Annotated in this window: 19 protein-coding genes; 4 read left to right on the top strand and 15 right to left on the bottom strand. The window is 52.8% G+C overall.

What is annotated here, in order from left to right:
* Nucleotides 1-11 precede the first annotated feature (11 nt).
* Both B2R29_RS12245 and B2R29_RS12240 read right to left on the bottom strand, forming a co-directional pair.
* The gene (locus tag B2R29_RS12245) at nucleotides 12-653 is read right to left on the bottom strand and encodes a DNA-J related domain-containing protein (RefSeq protein WP_301181325.1); all 642 of its coding nucleotides are present in this window, start codon (nucleotides 651-653) and stop codon (nucleotides 12-14) included.
* A complete protein-coding gene (locus tag B2R29_RS12240) occupies nucleotides 622-891 on the bottom strand; it encodes a hypothetical protein (RefSeq protein WP_301181324.1) in 270 nt (89 codons plus the stop codon). The genes B2R29_RS12245 and B2R29_RS12240 overlap by 32 nt, the downstream gene beginning before the upstream one ends.
* A gap of 80 nt (nucleotides 892-971) precedes the next feature.
* Here B2R29_RS12240 and greB point away from each other — a divergent pair, with 80 nt between their 5' ends.
* Nucleotides 972-1,508, top strand: a complete 537-nt coding sequence (gene greB, locus B2R29_RS12235; protein ID WP_301181323.1) for a transcription elongation factor GreB — start codon at nucleotides 972-974, stop codon at nucleotides 1,506-1,508.
* Between the two features lie 70 nt (nucleotides 1,509-1,578).
* Entirely contained in the window at nucleotides 1,579-2,052 is a 474-nt protein-coding gene (locus B2R29_RS12230) for a hypothetical protein (RefSeq protein ID WP_301181322.1), read from the top strand.
* A 7-nt stretch (nucleotides 2,053-2,059) separates the two neighbouring features.
* On the opposite strand, the gene ttcA is transcribed toward B2R29_RS12230, so the two are convergent.
* The 12 genes from ttcA to ccoN form a co-directional block, all read right to left on the bottom strand.
* Nucleotides 2,060-3,022: a tRNA 2-thiocytidine(32) synthetase TtcA gene (gene ttcA, locus B2R29_RS12225; protein ID WP_301181321.1), complete on the bottom strand. Its 963-nt coding sequence runs from the start codon at nucleotides 3,020-3,022 to the stop codon at nucleotides 2,060-2,062.
* 56 nt (nucleotides 3,023-3,078) lie between these two features.
* Nucleotides 3,079-3,573, bottom strand: coding sequence for a hypothetical protein (locus tag B2R29_RS12220; protein ID WP_301181320.1), 495 nt, complete (start codon nucleotides 3,571-3,573; stop codon nucleotides 3,079-3,081).
* Between the two features lie 254 nt (nucleotides 3,574-3,827).
* On the bottom strand, nucleotides 3,828-4,592 hold the full coding sequence (gene fnr, locus B2R29_RS12215) for a fumarate/nitrate reduction transcriptional regulator Fnr (protein WP_301181319.1): 765 nt from the start codon (nucleotides 4,590-4,592) through the stop codon (nucleotides 3,828-3,830).
* Nucleotides 4,593-4,620: 28 nt separating this feature from the next.
* Complete coding sequence (locus B2R29_RS12210; protein WP_301181318.1) at nucleotides 4,621-5,298, bottom strand: sulfite exporter TauE/SafE family protein; 678 nt, start codon at nucleotides 5,296-5,298, stop codon at nucleotides 4,621-4,623.
* Nucleotides 5,291-5,530 carry a cbb3-type cytochrome oxidase assembly protein CcoS gene (gene ccoS, locus B2R29_RS12205; RefSeq protein WP_301181317.1) on the bottom strand — a complete coding sequence of 80 codons (240 nt, stop codon included), beginning with the start codon at nucleotides 5,528-5,530 and terminating at the stop codon, nucleotides 5,291-5,293. The genes B2R29_RS12210 and ccoS overlap by 8 nt, the downstream gene beginning before the upstream one ends.
* Nucleotides 5,531-5,532: 2 nt before the next feature.
* A complete protein-coding gene (locus B2R29_RS12200) occupies nucleotides 5,533-7,974 on the bottom strand; it encodes a heavy metal translocating P-type ATPase (protein ID WP_301181316.1) in 2,442 nt (813 codons plus the stop codon).
* The gene (locus B2R29_RS12195; protein ID WP_301181315.1) at nucleotides 7,971-8,465 is read right to left on the bottom strand and encodes a FixH family protein; all 495 of its coding nucleotides are present in this window, start codon (nucleotides 8,463-8,465) and stop codon (nucleotides 7,971-7,973) included. The genes B2R29_RS12200 and B2R29_RS12195 overlap by 4 nt, the downstream gene beginning before the upstream one ends.
* Nucleotides 8,466-8,560: 95 nt before the next feature.
* Nucleotides 8,561-10,000, bottom strand: coding sequence for a cytochrome c oxidase accessory protein CcoG (gene ccoG / locus B2R29_RS12190; RefSeq protein ID WP_301181314.1), 1,440 nt, complete (start codon nucleotides 9,998-10,000; stop codon nucleotides 8,561-8,563).
* A gap of 151 nt (nucleotides 10,001-10,151) precedes the next feature.
* Nucleotides 10,152-11,066 (bottom strand): cytochrome-c oxidase, cbb3-type subunit III, encoded by a 915-nt coding sequence (gene ccoP / locus B2R29_RS12185; RefSeq protein WP_301181313.1) that lies wholly within the window; start codon nucleotides 11,064-11,066, stop codon nucleotides 10,152-10,154.
* A gap of 2 nt (nucleotides 11,067-11,068) precedes the next feature.
* Nucleotides 11,069-11,245, bottom strand: coding sequence for a cbb3-type cytochrome oxidase subunit 3 (locus B2R29_RS12180; RefSeq protein ID WP_301181312.1), 177 nt, complete (start codon nucleotides 11,243-11,245; stop codon nucleotides 11,069-11,071).
* 4 nt (nucleotides 11,246-11,249) lie between these two features.
* Nucleotides 11,250-11,855 carry a cytochrome-c oxidase, cbb3-type subunit II gene (gene ccoO, locus B2R29_RS12175; RefSeq protein WP_301181359.1) on the bottom strand — a complete coding sequence of 202 codons (606 nt, stop codon included), beginning with the start codon at nucleotides 11,853-11,855 and terminating at the stop codon, nucleotides 11,250-11,252.
* Nucleotides 11,856-11,870: 15 nt separating this feature from the next.
* Nucleotides 11,871-13,298 carry a cytochrome-c oxidase, cbb3-type subunit I gene (gene ccoN / locus B2R29_RS12170; RefSeq protein ID WP_301181311.1) on the bottom strand — a complete coding sequence of 476 codons (1,428 nt, stop codon included), beginning with the start codon at nucleotides 13,296-13,298 and terminating at the stop codon, nucleotides 11,871-11,873.
* Between the two features lie 422 nt (nucleotides 13,299-13,720).
* On the opposite strand from ccoN, the gene B2R29_RS12165 reads away from it, so the two are divergent.
* The gene (locus B2R29_RS12165) at nucleotides 13,721-14,371 is read left to right on the top strand and encodes an alpha/beta fold hydrolase (RefSeq protein WP_301181310.1); all 651 of its coding nucleotides are present in this window, start codon (nucleotides 13,721-13,723) and stop codon (nucleotides 14,369-14,371) included.
* A gap of 215 nt (nucleotides 14,372-14,586) precedes the next feature.
* Here the strand turns inward: B2R29_RS12165 and B2R29_RS12160 are convergent, their stop codons facing one another.
* The gene (locus B2R29_RS12160) at nucleotides 14,587-14,868 is read right to left on the bottom strand and encodes an antibiotic biosynthesis monooxygenase family protein (RefSeq protein ID WP_297533628.1); all 282 of its coding nucleotides are present in this window, start codon (nucleotides 14,866-14,868) and stop codon (nucleotides 14,587-14,589) included.
* Nucleotides 14,869-14,969: 101 nt separating this feature from the next.
* Here B2R29_RS12160 and B2R29_RS12155 point away from each other — a divergent pair, with 101 nt between their 5' ends.
* Entirely contained in the window at nucleotides 14,970-15,932 is a 963-nt protein-coding gene (locus B2R29_RS12155) for a helix-turn-helix transcriptional regulator (protein WP_301181309.1), read from the top strand.
* The last annotated feature ends 51 nt before the right edge of the window (nucleotides 15,933-15,983 follow it).

The following is a 15,983-nucleotide window of genomic DNA, read 5'->3' as shown; positions in this document are numbered from 1 at the left end:
GTGGTATCTGCTCAGGCGTGACGATACTTCAGTCGCTGATACGCGGAGCTTACCCGGCGGAAGGTCTCAGGGTCACCACCTTTGTCCGGGTGGTGTTGATTTGCAAGTCGCCGGTATTGCTGTCGTAAGCTCTGGCGATTCACCGGTGGCGTCAGTTCGAGCGTCGTCAGATCGTCATCGTAATGTTCAGGTATGACCATCCGTTGCCAGAAATCGTTCAACAGAGCTTCAACGCCTTCCTTATCTGTATTGAGGTTGTTCAGATCGAGATAATACTCAGCGAGTGGGTCATGCTGCCCCGGCAGTTCGTTTTGCGGTGTGTCGTTGATAGGTGCCAGACCGATATCGAGTGCGCTTATCTCAAGGTAGCCGCGTCCGTCTTTAAACCAGCGATCACGCAAACGATACAGGGCATGCATCACAATGAAGTTAGCACGGAACAGAGTCATTGAATCGCTCAGTGCATCTTCACGGAAAATGCCTTGCTCTGGCTTTTGCAGCCATCGGATTAATTCGTATTCCGGGCAGCGGTGACCCTCGGCGAGGTAGGTCGCCAGCAGGTCAGTGACCAGGTTAAGAGTGTCTTCTTCCATGCACACAAGGTAGCACAGTGCGGGTGGATCAGCCTTGTCTGTCGGGGTCTGTTTCTTCAATGACCCGTCTGACAAAGCCTGGGAGTTTCGGGCTAATAAGGTTCAGGCGTTGTGAGGTGATCGGATAACGATGGCGAATCCGTTTCAGGAAGCGCGCCAGTGCGGGAATGGCCGGCACCAGTAACGATACGCCAAGAATGATCATCAGCAGGCCAACGGGTACAGGCAAAGGCAGAACGAGTAGCCCGGCAACGATCAGAAGGACGCCGCCGACAAGAGTTACACTGCGTCGAATCATTAGTTATGCTTTGGAAAAGCCTCAAAGGGCGCGTGCAAGTGATGTATGCGCTCAAACTACTTACCAGATGTTGCAATACGATGACCGAACATAAAAAGCCGCTGCCACGCCGGGCACACCTGATTACTCCGGGGGGCATGAAAGCGCTTGAAGACGAGCACGATTTTTTATGGCGCCGCGAACGCCCAAAGGTAACTCAGGAAGTATCCGACGCGGCGAAACTGGGAGACCGCTCAGAAAACGCGGAATACATTTACGGTAAGAAGCGACTGCGCCAGATTGATAGTCGCCTGCGCTTTCTTGGAAAGCGGATAGAGGCCGTCACCGTGATTGACCGGCCGCCAGCGGATCTCGATAAAGTCTTTTTCGGCGCCTGGATTGAACTGGAAGACGAAGAGGGTGAGATGCTGCGCTACCGCATCGTGGGTGAAGATGAAATCGACTTACCCCATGGCTACATCAGTGTGGATGCGCCTCTGGCGCGTGGTTTGATTGGTAAATTCGTTGATGATGAGGTGACGGTGCGTTTGCCCAAGGGTGAGACTACCTATTGTATCGTCAGCGTTCAATACGAGCGCCCTGAGTGGGATTTGCGGCCGATGCCCGAGTTCTCTTGAGCGCTATCTGCTGAGTAATGTGACGCCGGGGCTTGGATGAACTAATCTTGAGCGAAGGAGGTGCATTATTATGCAACGATGGCTGCTTATGCTACTTGCGATACCGGCCCTGGTTCTAGCCGATAATCATGGGAAACACAACGCTGATTCAAAAGAGGCGCTCTCAGAAGCCTATGTGATGCCGGTGTGGGTCGACGCAGTGACTCAGGTGTGTCCATGGAAATCGGAAGACGCCGAAGGGTATATCCGCCTGATCCGCAAGCAGAATGAAGATGGCAGTCACGGCCTGTTCGTTCAATGGTTGCGAAAAGGGATTGCTGGCGCTCCGACTGCGGCCGTATCAACGCTCGCGGTCGAACCGCTTGAGCACGACTATCTGGTCAGAATTGAGATGCCATCACCAACGCTGGCGCGCGATGCGTGCCGTCTGAAAGCGTTGGCCGAAGATATGATGAACGAGCGCCGTTACGAATTTGACCTGCTACTCCGGGGCCCTGGAGACATGCAGGTCAACGTCAAGCGTATGCTGGGCGGCGGAGTCTGAATCTGAATCAGTCGTCCGACATCAGAAGGTCGATTCGGGTACCCAGGTGGCTCTTGTCCTGCTCATCCTGAAGGCCTTCGAAATTCCAGAGTTCACGGTCACCCAGTTGAGATGGAGCAACGTTGCATACCGCGGCGAAGATATTCTCACTGCGACCAGGTTGCTCTTTCTCCCACTGAGCAAGCATCCCTTTGATATTCTGACGCTGCAGATTTTCCTGAGAGCCACACAGGTTGCACGGAATGATCGGGAATTCCTTCTCAGCAGAAAACTTTTCAATGTCCTTCTCTTTGCAATATGCAAGAGGGCGGATCAGAACGTGTTTCTTATCATCGCTCAGCAGCTTTGGCGGCATAGCTTTGAGCTTACCGCCGTGGAACATATTCAGGAACAGGGTTTCGATAATGTCGTCGCGGTGGTGGCCCAGGGCAATTTTGTTAGCACCAATGGATTCGGCAAAGCCATACAGAGTGCCGCGGCGCAGTCGTGAGCAGAGGCCGCAGGTGGTTTTCCCTTCAGGGATGATCTCTTTCACGACGCTGTAGGTGTCTTTTTCGATGATATGGTAGGGCACGCCCACCTTATCAAGGTAAGCAGGCAGGATGTGCTCAGGGAAGCCAGGCTGCTTCTGATCCATATTGACGGCGATAAGCTCGAAATTGACGGGCGCACTTTTCTGCAGGCTCATCAGAATTTCCAGCATGGTGTAAGAATCTTTGCCACCAGACAGACAGACCATGATTTTGTCGCCGTCTTCAATCATCCGGTAGTCTTCGATGGCTTTGCCGACATTACGGCGCAGGCGCTTCTGGAGCTTGTTGAATTCGGTCCTGGATTTGCGTTCAGCTTGATTCTCTGCGGCTTCAGTTGTTCCCGCAGATGGCTCAACGGTCGCTGGGTCGAAGACCTCAGGCTGATAGCCTTTTTCAGGTTGCGAAACAGCAGATTCAGACACGTTTACTTCAGACATATAACACCCCATGCATAGGGTGCGCTTTATATCAGAATGTGGTGATTATATAAACATCAGGCCACAGCGTGACTGGATTCGACCAGCTCTTCGTAGCGTTGAACGAAGTCCTGAACGGTGAGGTCGTCACGGGTGTGGTAGCAGTTTTTCCAGAGTGTTGCCAGGTGCAGCACACTGGCGCCGCGCGGTAGGGTGAACTGTGGGTGACGAACGTAAGCAAGCCAGGTAACGGCAGTCGCGTAGGCCAGGTTGGTTGTTAGTTCGGCATGCGGGTTATCCAGAAATTCTCTTTGGCTGGCAATGCCACGCACCTTACTGGCCAGTTCTGGCCGCTCGGCGAGATAGTCGTCCCAGATGTGTCTGTGGGTCAGGCCGTGCAATCGGTAGATGCCTGAAGTGCGTTGCCCTTCTGTTTTCAGAAAGGCCCCCAACTCCGACTCAATGGCGGCAGTACCCAGCAACAACAACTCAGCGTCTGCACTGTTGGCATCCAGCTTCTGCAGCGTCGGACGAATAACGTACGTCCGGAAATCCTCAGCATCTATACCCATCAGAAACTCCAGGGAGTAATTTTTGGCAGTTAACGGTAGTGCAGCAATTAGCGTACCTGTTTGGCTGGCCGTGAGATAAACCCTCGCTATCAGGTGTTTACTCAATCGTACTGCCTGATACGGTAAGCATAGTGATGCAGGTCGCAGGGGGAGGCAAATATTTGCGCAGTGTGACCAATGTCTGATATTGCGAGCGAGAAAAGGATGAGCACAATCCGTGTGCTGAGCGATATTTATAAGCGCCAGAACTGAGATCAGCTCTCTGTCTGGTGCAGACACTCATCGTTGGCGCGTGTAAGTCCGGCGAGATCAAACAAGGTGTCGCTGTCTTTCAGGATAATTTCCTTACCCTGAGTCTCGATCAGTTCGTTTTTCTGGAAGCGAGTGAAGACACGGCTGATGGTTTCTACCGCCAGACCCAGATAGTTACTGATGTCGACACGTGACATTGGCAGACGGAAATGCGTCGCTGAGAAGCCACGGCGCTGATAGCGCTGAGAGATATCAAGCAGGAAAGACGCAACGCGCTCTTCAGCGTTTTTCTTACTGAGTAGCAGCATCATGTTCTGATCATGGCGGATTTCGGTGCCCATGGTCGTCATAAGCTGACGGCGCAGGTCTGGTAATTCATCGGCCAGCTGCTCGAGCTGCTGTAGCGGAATTTCACATACTGTGGTCGTTTCCAGCGCTTTTGCCGTCAGTGGATAGGTGCCAGCGTTGTAGCCAGACAAACCGATCAACTCGCTCGCCAGGTGGAACCCGGTAATCTGTTCTTCACCGTTACTTGCCAGTGTGTAGGTCTTAAGGGCGCCCGTGCGGACTGCAAAGACAGACTGAAATTCGGTGCCTTGCTGAAACAGCAGCTGACCTTTCTGGATAGGGCGACCCCGCCGAATGATATCGTCCAGACGCTCCATATCATTTTCGGTCAATGAAAGAGGCAGACACAGCGCATTCAATGAGCAGGTCTGGCAATGAGGCTGCGCTCCACGTAGCGGAGCATTAACTGACATTTTCATAGGCAAGAACGATCTCAAGTACGATAGATCAGGCGGCTGTAAAGCTGGCAGGCTGCCACACAGAAGCCAAAGTCCAGCAACCATAACCGATCAATAATAGACCCGCAATATAACGTGACCACTGGTGACGAATTATGTTCATTACCGATGCCGATGCGAGCCCTGCAGATAATATGGCTGGAAATGTACCCAAACCGAACACAAACATGGTCAGAGCCCCCATTGCTGGTTCTCCGTTGGCAGCTACCCAGCTAAGCGTGCTGTAGATCAGACCGCACGGAAGCCAGCCCCATAACATACCGAGAATCCATTGGCTTGCAGGGTCTGAACGACCGAGGCGTTTCTGCGCGTGCGGTTGAATTCTTTGCCAGAACAGTTGGCCAAACTGCTCAATGCGCGTCAGCCACAGTGCCCAACGGGCGATGTAAAGGCCCATCAATATCAGCATCACTCCAGCGACTGAGCGTAACGAGAGCATCAGGGTGTCGTGCAGGCTGGAGAGCCACAGTCCAAGGCTACCCACAAGCAGTCCTGCGAGGGTGTAACTGGTGATGCGGCCAAAATTAAACAGTAGAGATGCTCTTACTCTGTGCTGAGTATCAAGCTGCCCAGCGGCCGCTGCGACGCCACCGCACATGACCAGGCAATGGCTGGCGCCAAATAAGCCGAGCAGAAGGGCGGTGAGGAGCGAGAGGGGTTCAGTCATTCGTCGTCTTGTCTGGCTTACTGCCCGAATCAGAATCCGACTCTGAATCGGCCGTTTCAGCAGTGCTGTCTTCGCGGCGCTCGTTCAGGTATTCATCGTCGTCGAAGAGTATTTTGTGCGCGGGCGAGTCGAGATCATCAAACTGCCCCCCTTTGACGGCCCAGAAGAAAATAGCCACGGCAATAGCGAGTAGGGCAATCGACAGAGGAACCAGTACGTAAATAATATCCATGATCAGTTCTCAGCAGTAAGTGCAGTCGGGCGGCGGGTGAGTCGCAAGGCATTCAGTACGACCAGCAAAGAGCTGAATGACATGCCGATGGCTGCCGCCCAGGGCGGAACCAGACCAGCTGCCGCCAGTGGTAACGCAATCAGGTTGTATAGTAACGCCCAACCGATGTTCTGACGAATGACATTGCGGGTTTTGTGCGATACCGACAGGGCATCAGCAATCACTTCCAGTCGACCGTTGGTGAGCAGAGTATCTGCATTGGTTTTTGCCAGGTCAGTCGCTTCATTGACGGCCAGTGACACGTCTGCACCAGCCAGGACCGGGACGTCATTAATGCCATCTCCTACCATAAGCACGCTGTCGCCCTGTTCTTGCCACTCGCGTACGATGGCGAGCTTGTCTTCCGGGCTGAGGCCGTTACGTACATCGGTAATGCCTAGTTCATCAGCAACCAGAGTCGCAGATCTTGACGGGTCACCGGTGAGCAGTGCGACGTCAATTCCACGAGATTTCAGGGTGTCTATTAACGGACCAGCGCTGCGGCGCACGGTGTCGTTCAGGAGGAACCAGGCTAGCGGTTGTTTATCGTCAGCTAACAACAGCCATTGGCCGGATACGCTTTCAGGCGGCAAAATACCATCTGGCCAGACGAAATCCGGGCGGCCGAAACGAAATCTGTAGCCATTAACCTGACCACTGACCCCCTGACTCGGGTGATGCTGAATGTCTTCGGTAGGAAATACCGGGTAATGACGAAACGCCTTAGCAATCGGGTGGCTGGCATGCTGTTCAAGAGATGCGACTACCGAGGCCAAAGTATCCTGATCCAGCTCGATATTGTTTTCTCTAGCGCCCGCGACTGGGCGGACTTCCGTCAGGGTCAGATGACCCAGTGTCAGGGTGCCGGTTTTGTCGAACACTACGCGATTTACCGACTGCAGTGTCTCTAATACATGCCCTTTACTGATTAACAGGCCGCGTTCACGCAGAGCTGTTGTCGCTGCAGTAAGGGTCGTTGGTGTGGCGAGAGAGAGGGCACATGGGCATGTGACTACTAATACCGAAAGTGCGATAAAGAACGCGTGATCGTTGCCCTGAAACATCCAATAGCTGAACACAGAGGCCGAGATAATCAGAACCGCAGCGACGAAGCGGCTGGCAATGCTGTCGGCAATAAGCGCGACTTTGGGTTTTTCCTGCTGGGCTCGATCCATCAGGCGGACGATGGTCGATAGCTTTGCATCCGCGCCCGTGGCCGTAACCTGCATTACAAGCGGGCTTTCGACGTTCATGGTGCCGCCAATCAGAATGTCACCGGCTTGTTTGTTGAGTGGCATGTATTCGCCCGTCAGTGCCGATTCGTCGACGGTGCTCTGGCCATCAATCACAACGCCATCCGCAGGAACTGGGTAACCGGGTTTGAGCAACAGGCGGTCGCCGGTCGTGATGTCGCCTGCGGCAATGATCTCTTCGCCATCGGGTGTTTGCTTAAGGGCAACATTCGGTAGCAGCGTCATCAGGTTATTACCGGCTTTCCCCATGCGGTGCCGGGCACGCATTTCCAGAAAGCGCCCGAGTAAAAGCAGGAAGGTAAACATGCAGACTGAGTCAAAGTAGACCTCAATACCCTGATTAAAGGTGCTCCAGATACTGGCGCAAAAGGCGAGAATAATCGCCAGCGATACAGGCACATCCATGGTCAGATGTCGGGTTTTTAAATCCCGGATCGCAGCATCAAAAAAGGGCCGGGCACTGTACAACACGACCGGAAGCGTCAGAATCATTGATGCGAAGCGCATAAATACTTCGTACTGCTCCGCCATCCCTGCGTACAGGGGCACCGCAAGCATCATCACCTGCATCATTCCGATACCCGCCACCGCAAGGCGCCGTATTGCTTTTTTCCCTTCGCGTTCGCGTTGCGCGTCATCTGCCGTTGATGAAAAAGGCGCAGCTTTGTAGCCGAGACGGTAGATGGCTTCGAATATCTGGGATAGCGCGATGTCGTTGTTATTCCACGCTACGACGAGGCGGTGGTTCGAGAGGTTAAGCGTTGCACGTTCGACCCCTTTAAGCTGGTTAATTCTGTGCTCAATGAGCCAGGCACAGGCGGCACAACTGATACCGTCGATGATCAGAGTCGCTTCTTTCTGATCTCTCTGAGTTGCAACAAACTGCTTTTGCAGCGCTTCACTGTCGTAGAGGCTGAGAGACTCCCGCGCGGTCAGAACCTCATCGTCTTCGTTGGCAGGTGAGATTTGCGGGAGTTCTGTGCGGTGGCGGTAATAGTCTTTCAGACCAGACGCAACGATGGTTTCGGCCACGGCTTTACAGCCTGGGCAGCACATGGGTTCTTCTTTGCCATCGATGATGGCCGTCCACTGCTGGCCTGCTTTCAGTGGTTCTCCGCAGTGAAAGCAGGGCGTACGGAGGCTTTGCGTCATTGAGTGACTGTCTGAATCTTCTTACCGTTTTCGATGACTGTACGCGCTGTAACGCGCCATTCCTGATCTGGACTGGTCAGCCAGATGACACGTTTCTGTGGCAGCTCCAGTTCATTGGCCGCAACATATTGGCCCCCCGGAGTGCGCTGCAGGAAGAGCGTCAGGTCGCGATCTTCCAGGGTCGGGTGAATAAGTTGTAGCTGCAGAGAGCCGGGCTCTTCATCCGCGATTGATGTCGCGTTAACGATAATTTCGTCTTCGGTGAAGGTCAGGTCAGCCTGAACATTCAGACGACGGGCGCCTTCGTGAAAACGTTGATCCTGGGTGTAGCTCATACCGTCTTTGTAGTAGCTGTTACTGACCAGAGAATCCTTTGTATCAAGTGCCAGCGACAACATAATGAAGCCCCATACTATGGCGGCAAGCGGTACTCCGATAACAAGAAGCATCATGGGTTCTTTGTACCAGGGTGTTGTTGTTTCGCTAGTCATGCAGAGTATCCAGGGAGAAAAATGAAAAATCGCCCAAGTGTAACCACTTGGACGATAGGGCTCCAGTGCTTCTGTGTCAGGAAGTTATATGACGTTTAAATCGCTCGTGGCGCGATAAAACGGCTTTCTTCCCGGGTCACTTCTTCACCGGTTTCCTTGTTGGTAATGACGAACTCGATGTCGGTCTTGCTGGCTGAGGTTTTTACCTCGTCAGGGTCGATTTCGAGGTTGATCGTGGTTTCTTTCAGCTCGTTGACACTCAGGTCATACTCGGTGTCGCCAAGTAGCTGAATACCATCAAGACCGTCGACACTCAGGATGTAGGTATGAGGCTCCTGCGACATATTCATCATCTTCAGGGTGTAGGCATTCTGAATCGTGTCGTTTACGGTGATCTGATAGAGGCGACCGCGGTCGCGCTCGATATCCAACTCAAACGGTGTACGATCGAGAATCGCGTACCCCAAACCACCCATCATAAGAATCATGGCTCCGGCGTAACCAAAGAGACGAGGGCGAAGGATATGGGTCTTCTTGCCTTCAAGTTCATTCTCCGTGGTGTAGCGGATCAGGCCTTTTGGCTTATCGAGTTTCTCCATGATGTCGTCACAGGCATCAATACACAGTGCGCAACCAATACACTGGTATTGAAGGCCGTCGCGGATATCGATACCGGTCGGGCAGACCTGCACACACATTGAGCAGTCTACACAGTCGCCGAGTTGTTCCGTATTGCTTTCGGCTTTCGCTTTTTTACTGCGCTTGCCGCGAGGCTCTCCACGGTTGTAATCGTAAGAGACCGCTAAAGTATCGTTGTCGTACATGACCGATTGGAAGCGAGCGTAAGGACACATATAAATACAGACTTGCTCACGCATCCAGCCAGCGTTGAGGTATGTGGCTACGGTAAAGAAGCCGATCCAGAAAATACCCCACGCACCGACGTCACCGAAAGTGAATATATCGACAACCAGTTCGCGAATCGGTGTGAAATACCCCACGAAAGTAACGCCGGTCCAGAAGGCAACGACCAGCCACGCTGTATGCTTCAGTGCTTTTTTGCGCAGCTTCTCTGGTGACATGGGGGCTTTATCCAGCTTCATGCGCTGGTTACGAGTACCTTCAGCGCGTTCCTCAATCCACATGAAAATAAATGACCATGCCGACTGCGGACAGGTATAGCCACACCAGACTCGTCCGGCAAAGTTGGTAATGGTAAAGAGGCCGAACGCACAAATAATCAGTGCCCAGGAGAGCAGCATGAAGTCTTGTGGCCAGAAGGTAACGTTAAAAATATGAAACTGGCGTGCAGGCAGATCAAACAGAACGGCCTGGCGGTCTCCCAGATTGATCCAGGCAGTGCCGAAATAGCCCAGCATTAATGCCCAGAGTGACCAGGTACGAAGTTTCTGGAAAAAGCCTTCAACTTCACGAACGTAAATTTTCTCGCGCTTTTGATACAGGCTGACGGTCTCCGGATTCTTATCGGATTTACTGCCAGAAGGGGTGACGTCTTTGACCGGGATTTTACTCATAACTACTGATCACCTTGTCTTTAGAAAACTCTTATATAACGCATTGATTATATAGTTTTCAGTCGGTGGCCGGGATAAAAAAAGCGGCCCGAGGGCCGCTTTTTTAGATTTTCTTGCTCTAGCTCAAGAGGGGAGCGGAGCCCCCACCTGATTACTTGTCCATAGACAAAGAGTAGACATACGCAGACAGAACGTGAACCTTCTCTTCGCCGAGGATCTCAGCCTGAGCTGGCATTCTACCGGCACGGCCATAGCGGAGAGTGGTTTCAATCTGCTTGGTAGAACCACCGTAGAGCCAGATTTCGTCAGTCAGGTTAGGTGCACCAACAAGTTGGTTACCTTTGCCGTCTGCACCGTGACACGCAACACACAGCATGTCGTACTGTGGCTTCGCTTTGGCAGCAGCGTCTGCATCATGCTCAAGACCTGACAGGCTACGAACGTACTGAGCCATGTCTTTGGTGCCTTGTTCGCCCAGAGCGGCTTCCCAAGCAGGCATTGCTGCCTGACGACCGTACATGATGGTCTGTTTGATCTGTGCAGGCTCGCCACCGTACAGCCAGTCGTGGTCCGTCAGGTTAGGGAAGCCTTGTGCACCCATCGCGTTAGAGCCGTGACATACCGCGCAGTAGCTTTTGAACAAACGACCACCGGTCTGCATTGCTTCTTCGTTCTGAGCAAGCTCAGCGATTGGCGTTGCCAGGTAGCCTTCGTACAGAGGTGCGATTTTTTCATCGAACGCCTGAACTTCAGCTTTCCATTGGTTGGTCTGTGTCCAGGTAACGTCTTCGCCGTCAACTTTAACGGTACCGACACCGTCGAAGTTAGCCAGGCCATAGATACCGATGTAACCGAAACCGAATACGATGGTTGCCCAGAACATACCTACCCACCAACGTGGCAGAGGGTTGTCCAGTTCTTCAATACCGTCGTATGAGTGGCCGGTAGTTTCGTCTGTTTCTTCTTTCTTCTGACCTTTACTGGTGTAAACGATCAGGATACCGCAGGCAATCATGGACCCGATGACAATCGCCTGGACCCAGAAACTCCAAAATGAGCTCAACATAATTATTTACTCCGATCTTTATCGTCGTCCGCGGGCATTTCTGTGTTATCCCGGAAAGGGATATCGCCGTCATCCTTGAAGCGTTGCTTACGGCTGGAACCGTAAGCCCACCAGATGATGCCAATGAAAGCGATCAGAGCGAATACTGATCCAAGGCCGCGAACGTCGTTAATATCCATAGGGTTACCGTTTAGTGACGACTGTGCCCAGCTGCTGCAGGTAAGCAACCAGAGCTTCGATTTCGGTGACACCGTCAACCGCGTCTTTTGCACCTTCAATGTCTTCGTCTGTGTACGGTACGCCGACCATACGCAGAGCTTTCAGCTTGTTAGGTGTATCACGACCGTCGACCTTGTCTTCGAACAGCCACGGATAAGATGGCATGATCGACTCAGGTACTACGTCGCGCGGGTTGTACAGGTGCGCACGGTGCCACTCATCAGAGTAACGACCACCCACACGGGCCAGATCAGGACCAGTACGCTTAGAACCCCACAGGAATGGGTGCTCGTAAACGTGTTCACCTGACGTAGACGGAGGACCATAACGCTCAGTTTCTGCGCGGAACGGACGAACCATCTGGGTGTGACATACTGCGCAACCTTCGCGCATATAAATGTCACGGCCTTCAACCTGAAGTGCAGTCAGCGGCTTCAGGCCTTCAGCAGGTTGTTGAGTGTTCTTATCAAAGAAGAGTGGAACAATCTCAGCGAGACCCGCCCAGCTCAGTGCGATAACAATCAGCACCACCATGAGCGGCAGGTTCTTTTCAATATTCTCGTGCTTAATCATTTACCAGACTCCTTAAGCGTGTGCTGCAACCGCGGCTTCTTTCTTAGCGTCGCGGGTGGTCATGTAAACGTTGAACAGCATGATCAGCATACCAGTCAGGAAGAAAGCACCGCCCAGTACACGAACTACATAACCGCCGTGTGAAGCTTCAACAGACTCAACGAAGGAGTAGGTCAGAGAACCGTCTTCGTTAACTGCGCGCCACATCAGCCCCTGCATGATACCGTTCACCCACATCGCTGCGATGTACAGAACAGTACCGATGGTCGCGAGCCAGAAGTGAACATTGATCAGGCCGATAGAGTACATCTGGCCAGCCTTACGGCCGAACATAATAGGAATCAAGTGATACAGAGCACCGATAGATACCATCGCAACCCAACCCAGAGCGCCTGAGTGTACGTGGCCGATAGTCCAGTCAGTGTTGTGCGACAGCGCGTTTACTGTCTTGATCGACATCATCGGGCCTTCGAAGGTAGACATACCGTAGAAAGACAGAGACACAACCAGGAAACGCAGAATAGGGTCGGTACGCAGTTTGTGCCATGCGCCAGACAGCGTCATCATCCCGTTGATCATACCACCCCATGATGGAGCCAGCAGGATCAGAGACATAACCATACCTGAAGTCTGCGCCCAGTCTGGCAGAGCAGAGTAGTGCAGGTGGTGAGCACCGGCCCAGACGTAGATAGAAATCAGTGCCCAGAAGTGAACGATCGACAGACGGTAAGAGTAAACCGGACGACCCGCCTGCTTAGGCACGAAGTAGTACATGATACCCAGGAAGCCTGCAGTCAGGAAGAAACCTACCGCGTTGTGGCCCCACCACCATTGAATCATGGCGTCTACGGTACCGGCCCATACAGAGTATGACTTGGTCAGTGACACAGGCACTGCCAGGTTGTTACCCACGTACAGGATAGCAATCATGATCATGAATGCCGCGAAGAACCAGTTAGCAACATAGATGTGGCTTTCTTTACGGATAGCCAGCGTGCCAAGGAAGTTCACGACGTAAGCAACCCAGACCAGAGTCACCAGAATATCGATTGGCCATTCCAGTTCTGCGTACTCTTTAGTTGAGGTCAGACCCATCGGCAGAGTGATTGCAGCTGAAACGATCACTGCCTGCCAGCCCCAGAAGGTGAAGCTTGCCAGGGTGTCTGAAAACAGACGTGTACGACAGGTACGCTGAACAATGTAATAGGAGGTTGCGAACAGAGCGCAGCCGCCAAAGGCGAAAATCACCGCATTGGTGTGAAGAGGACGCAGACGTCCGAAAGAGAACCAAGGGGTATCAAAGTTCAGTTGAGGCCATGCCAGCTGAGCAGCGATGAGTACACCGACTGCCATGCCAACAACACCCCAGACAACAGTCATGATGGCAAACTGTCGTACCACCTTGTAGTTGTATTCTGGATGGTCAAATGCTGTGCTCATGATCAGATTCCATTAAACAGCGAGGGTTAGAGGGTTAAAAAATCGGCGCAATTATCGTCGCTGGCATCCCCATTTGCAAATAATCCATGTAAAAAAAGTGCCATAAATACAGCGGCTTAGGGCAGTTCTTACACGAATGATAATCAAATGAGAATCAGTCGTACTGACGATTGGTGGAATGTCTGACAAGTTTACGTGCCTCGCCAAGGCGTAAAACTCAGACCCAACCTGCGCATACTCCAATTTTACCGCACTTCGGCAGCCCAATTGCAGCCCCTGCATGGTATTACTGTCGTAAACCGGAGTATTGACCCAGCTCAAGCCTTGACGCAGAACGCCTGAAAGCCAGAATACGCGCCGTCAGAACCACCAATTAAGAAGCTTGAGAAGCGTCAGCCAGAAGAATAGAAGAGGAGTACCATATGGCCAGTGAACAGACACAGGAAATGCTCGACTGCACCATTATTAATGGGAAAGAAGGGTTGCCGACGCTCATACTGGCTCACGGAGCCGGTGCCGATTTATCGAGCGAATTCATGACAGACATGGCCGGCCGAATCGCTACGCACGGCGTTCGAGTTGTGCGCTTCAACTTCCCTTACATGATCAAACGAGCACAAGACGGTAAAAAGCGCCCACCCGACCGCGCGCCCAAACTGATTGATGCATACAGCGATTTAATCGAAGCACTGAACACTCCCTGCGTGATTGGCGGCAAAAGCATGGGCGGGAGAATCGCAAGCATGCTTGCCAACGGGAGTGATGTCCCGGCACAGGTGCAAGGGTGCATCGCTTTAGGCTACCCATTCCACCCACCCGGTAAGCCAGACAACTTAAGAACTGAACACCTGCTCCGGCTTACAACCCCCACGCTCATTGCCCAGGGTACGCGTGATGCGATGGGCACAAAAGAAGAAGTCTTGGGTTGCGGGTTAGATAAGACACTCGAACTGGTCTGGCTGGAAGACGGCAACCACGACCTGAAACCAAGAAAGGCATCTGGTTTTACCCATGATGCCCATCTTGAAGCGACAGCAAAACACGTCGCAGACTTCGTAAAACGCTGCCTGTAGGAGGGGATCATATCCCCGACAGTGCCTAGAGATACAGCCTCCTTGTAGGAGCGCTTCAGCCAGCTTGCCTGGCTATGCGCGAAAACTGCATGAGTTCAGGCGATGGTTAATGTGGGAGCGAATCAGCCGCAGGCTATTCGCGAAACCCATACATGTAGGAGGGGATCATATCCCCAAACCCTGTCCGGGGAGCAATCCCGACCTACCTCCGAACATCATGCCGTCAGAATGGTGATCTTTTCTTGCGTCTCCAGAATCGGCTGAATCGACGCAATCACATTTGCACGCTCTGGCGACTTCGCCCAAGCCTGCCAGGCCTCAACGCTCGTCCAGTTAGTGATAATCATCCGACGGTTCTCTTTCTTAACATCTTTATAGCTGGCACCTGAAACATAACCCGGTGCTTCGAGAATCGCGCGCAAGGTATTCTTTACCGCCGCTTCATAGGTGGTTTCCATATCGGCCGCAATCTCACGCTCGATAATCACTTTAATCATTACAGGGACTTCCTTCTGATGTGTCTGAATATCAAGTAAGGTATGGGCCGAAGGTGTCTATTGCAACCACGAAAACCCAAAAAGCGGAACAAAGAACCAATATGGCCAGCAGCGACCTCATCCAGCGACTCCATCGCCTGTTCTCAGAACAGACAACAGGCCTTAACACCATGATGCTCGGTGCAGAAACAGGCGTTGGTCCGGCTGAACTACAAAGTGCGTTGCAACAACTTAAAAGCGACTACAACGCTCCGCTCGAATACGACACCGACAGCCGCACCTACCGTTACGGCAAAACGCAGGAACAAAGCTTCGAACTGCCGGGCCTGCAACTCACCGCGACCGAACTTCGAGGCCTGGCCATCGTTCTTAACATCCTTAATGACCTGAACCCCGGTCAGGGCAGTGGCGAACTCAACCGCATCCATGAACAAGTATCACGACTGACCGAAGAACGCGGAGTCGACCTTAGCGAACTGACACAACGCATCCGCATCCTCAGTGCCACGCGCCGTCCGGTAAACCAGAACATCTACCAGCAAGTCAGTGACGCACTCTTCTCCCGGCGACAGCTCAACATCCACTACGTCGCCAGCGACCAAAGCCTCAGCGAACGTAACGTCAGCCCGCAAACCCTGGTTTACTACCGCGACCACTGGTACCTCGACGCCTGGTGCCATAAGCGCCAACAACTACGTACCTTTATGCTCAGTCGCATCAATAGTGCCTACCAGACGGGCGACGCGGCGAAAGAATTCGATCAGAAAGAACTTAACGACCACTTTCACAACAGCTACGGCATATTCTCCGGCGGCGAACAACACACCGCCGAACTCATCTTCATGCCCGGTGCCGCCCACCTCGTCGCACAACAGCAATGGCACCCCGACGCCAAAGGCCAATGGAAAGGCGACGAATACCATTTAAGCCTGCCATATAACGACCAGCGCGAACTGCTGCGAGACATGCTCTCTTACGCACCCAACGTCATCATCACCGCACCCGACGACCTCAAAGCCGCTTATAGAAAACGACTGCAGGAAGCGCTGAATCGCAATTTCTGACGCGTCTGCCGCATCGCATTTGTTGTGATGTAGGAGGGAAGCTTCTTCCCG

Origin of the sequence: Thalassolituus sp. UBA3500, from assembly GCF_002377545.1 — a bacterium.
Taxonomy (GTDB): Bacteria; Pseudomonadota; Gammaproteobacteria; order Pseudomonadales; family Oceanobacteraceae; genus Thalassolituus.
Note: the sequence above shows the minus strand (reverse complement) of the source record. Positions and strands in the feature narration are given on the sequence as shown.

Bases quoted from the DNA above. Each gene is read 5' to 3' on its own strand.
- B2R29_RS12240 (WP_301181324.1), bottom strand. From the start codon at position 891: ATGATTCGACGCAGTGTAACTCTTGTCGGCGGCGTCCTTCTGATCGTT.
- greB (WP_301181323.1), top strand. From the start codon at position 972: ATGACCGAACATAAAAAGCCGCTGCCACGCCGGGCACACCTGATTACT.
- B2R29_RS12230 (WP_301181322.1), top strand. From the start codon at position 1,579: ATGCAACGATGGCTGCTTATGCTACTTGCGATACCGGCCCTGGTTCTA.
- ttcA (WP_301181321.1), bottom strand. From the start codon at position 3,022: ATGTCTGAAGTAAACGTGTCTGAATCTGCTGTTTCGCAACCTGAAAAA.
- B2R29_RS12220 (WP_301181320.1), bottom strand. From the start codon at position 3,573: ATGGGTATAGATGCTGAGGATTTCCGGACGTACGTTATTCGTCCGACG.
- fnr (WP_301181319.1), bottom strand. From the start codon at position 4,592: ATGAAAATGTCAGTTAATGCTCCGCTACGTGGAGCGCAGCCTCATTGC.
- B2R29_RS12210 (WP_301181318.1), bottom strand. From the start codon at position 5,298: ATGACTGAACCCCTCTCGCTCCTCACCGCCCTTCTGCTCGGCTTATTT.
- ccoS (WP_301181317.1), bottom strand. From the start codon at position 5,530: ATGGATATTATTTACGTACTGGTTCCTCTGTCGATTGCCCTACTCGCT.
- B2R29_RS12200 (WP_301181316.1), bottom strand. From the start codon at position 7,974: ATGACGCAAAGCCTCCGTACGCCCTGCTTTCACTGCGGAGAACCACTG.
- B2R29_RS12195 (WP_301181315.1), bottom strand. From the start codon at position 8,465: ATGACTAGCGAAACAACAACACCCTGGTACAAAGAACCCATGATGCTT.
- ccoG (WP_301181314.1), bottom strand. From the start codon at position 10,000: ATGAGTAAAATCCCGGTCAAAGACGTCACCCCTTCTGGCAGTAAATCC.
- ccoP (WP_301181313.1), bottom strand. From the start codon at position 11,066: ATGTTGAGCTCATTTTGGAGTTTCTGGGTCCAGGCGATTGTCATCGGG.
- B2R29_RS12180 (WP_301181312.1), bottom strand. From the start codon at position 11,245: ATGGATATTAACGACGTTCGCGGCCTTGGATCAGTATTCGCTCTGATC.
- ccoN (WP_301181311.1), bottom strand. From the start codon at position 13,298: ATGAGCACAGCATTTGACCATCCAGAATACAACTACAAGGTGGTACGA.
- B2R29_RS12165 (WP_301181310.1), top strand. From the start codon at position 13,721: ATGGCCAGTGAACAGACACAGGAAATGCTCGACTGCACCATTATTAAT.
- B2R29_RS12160 (WP_297533628.1), bottom strand. From the start codon at position 14,868: ATGATTAAAGTGATTATCGAGCGTGAGATTGCGGCCGATATGGAAACC.
- B2R29_RS12155 (WP_301181309.1), top strand. From the start codon at position 14,970: ATGGCCAGCAGCGACCTCATCCAGCGACTCCATCGCCTGTTCTCAGAA.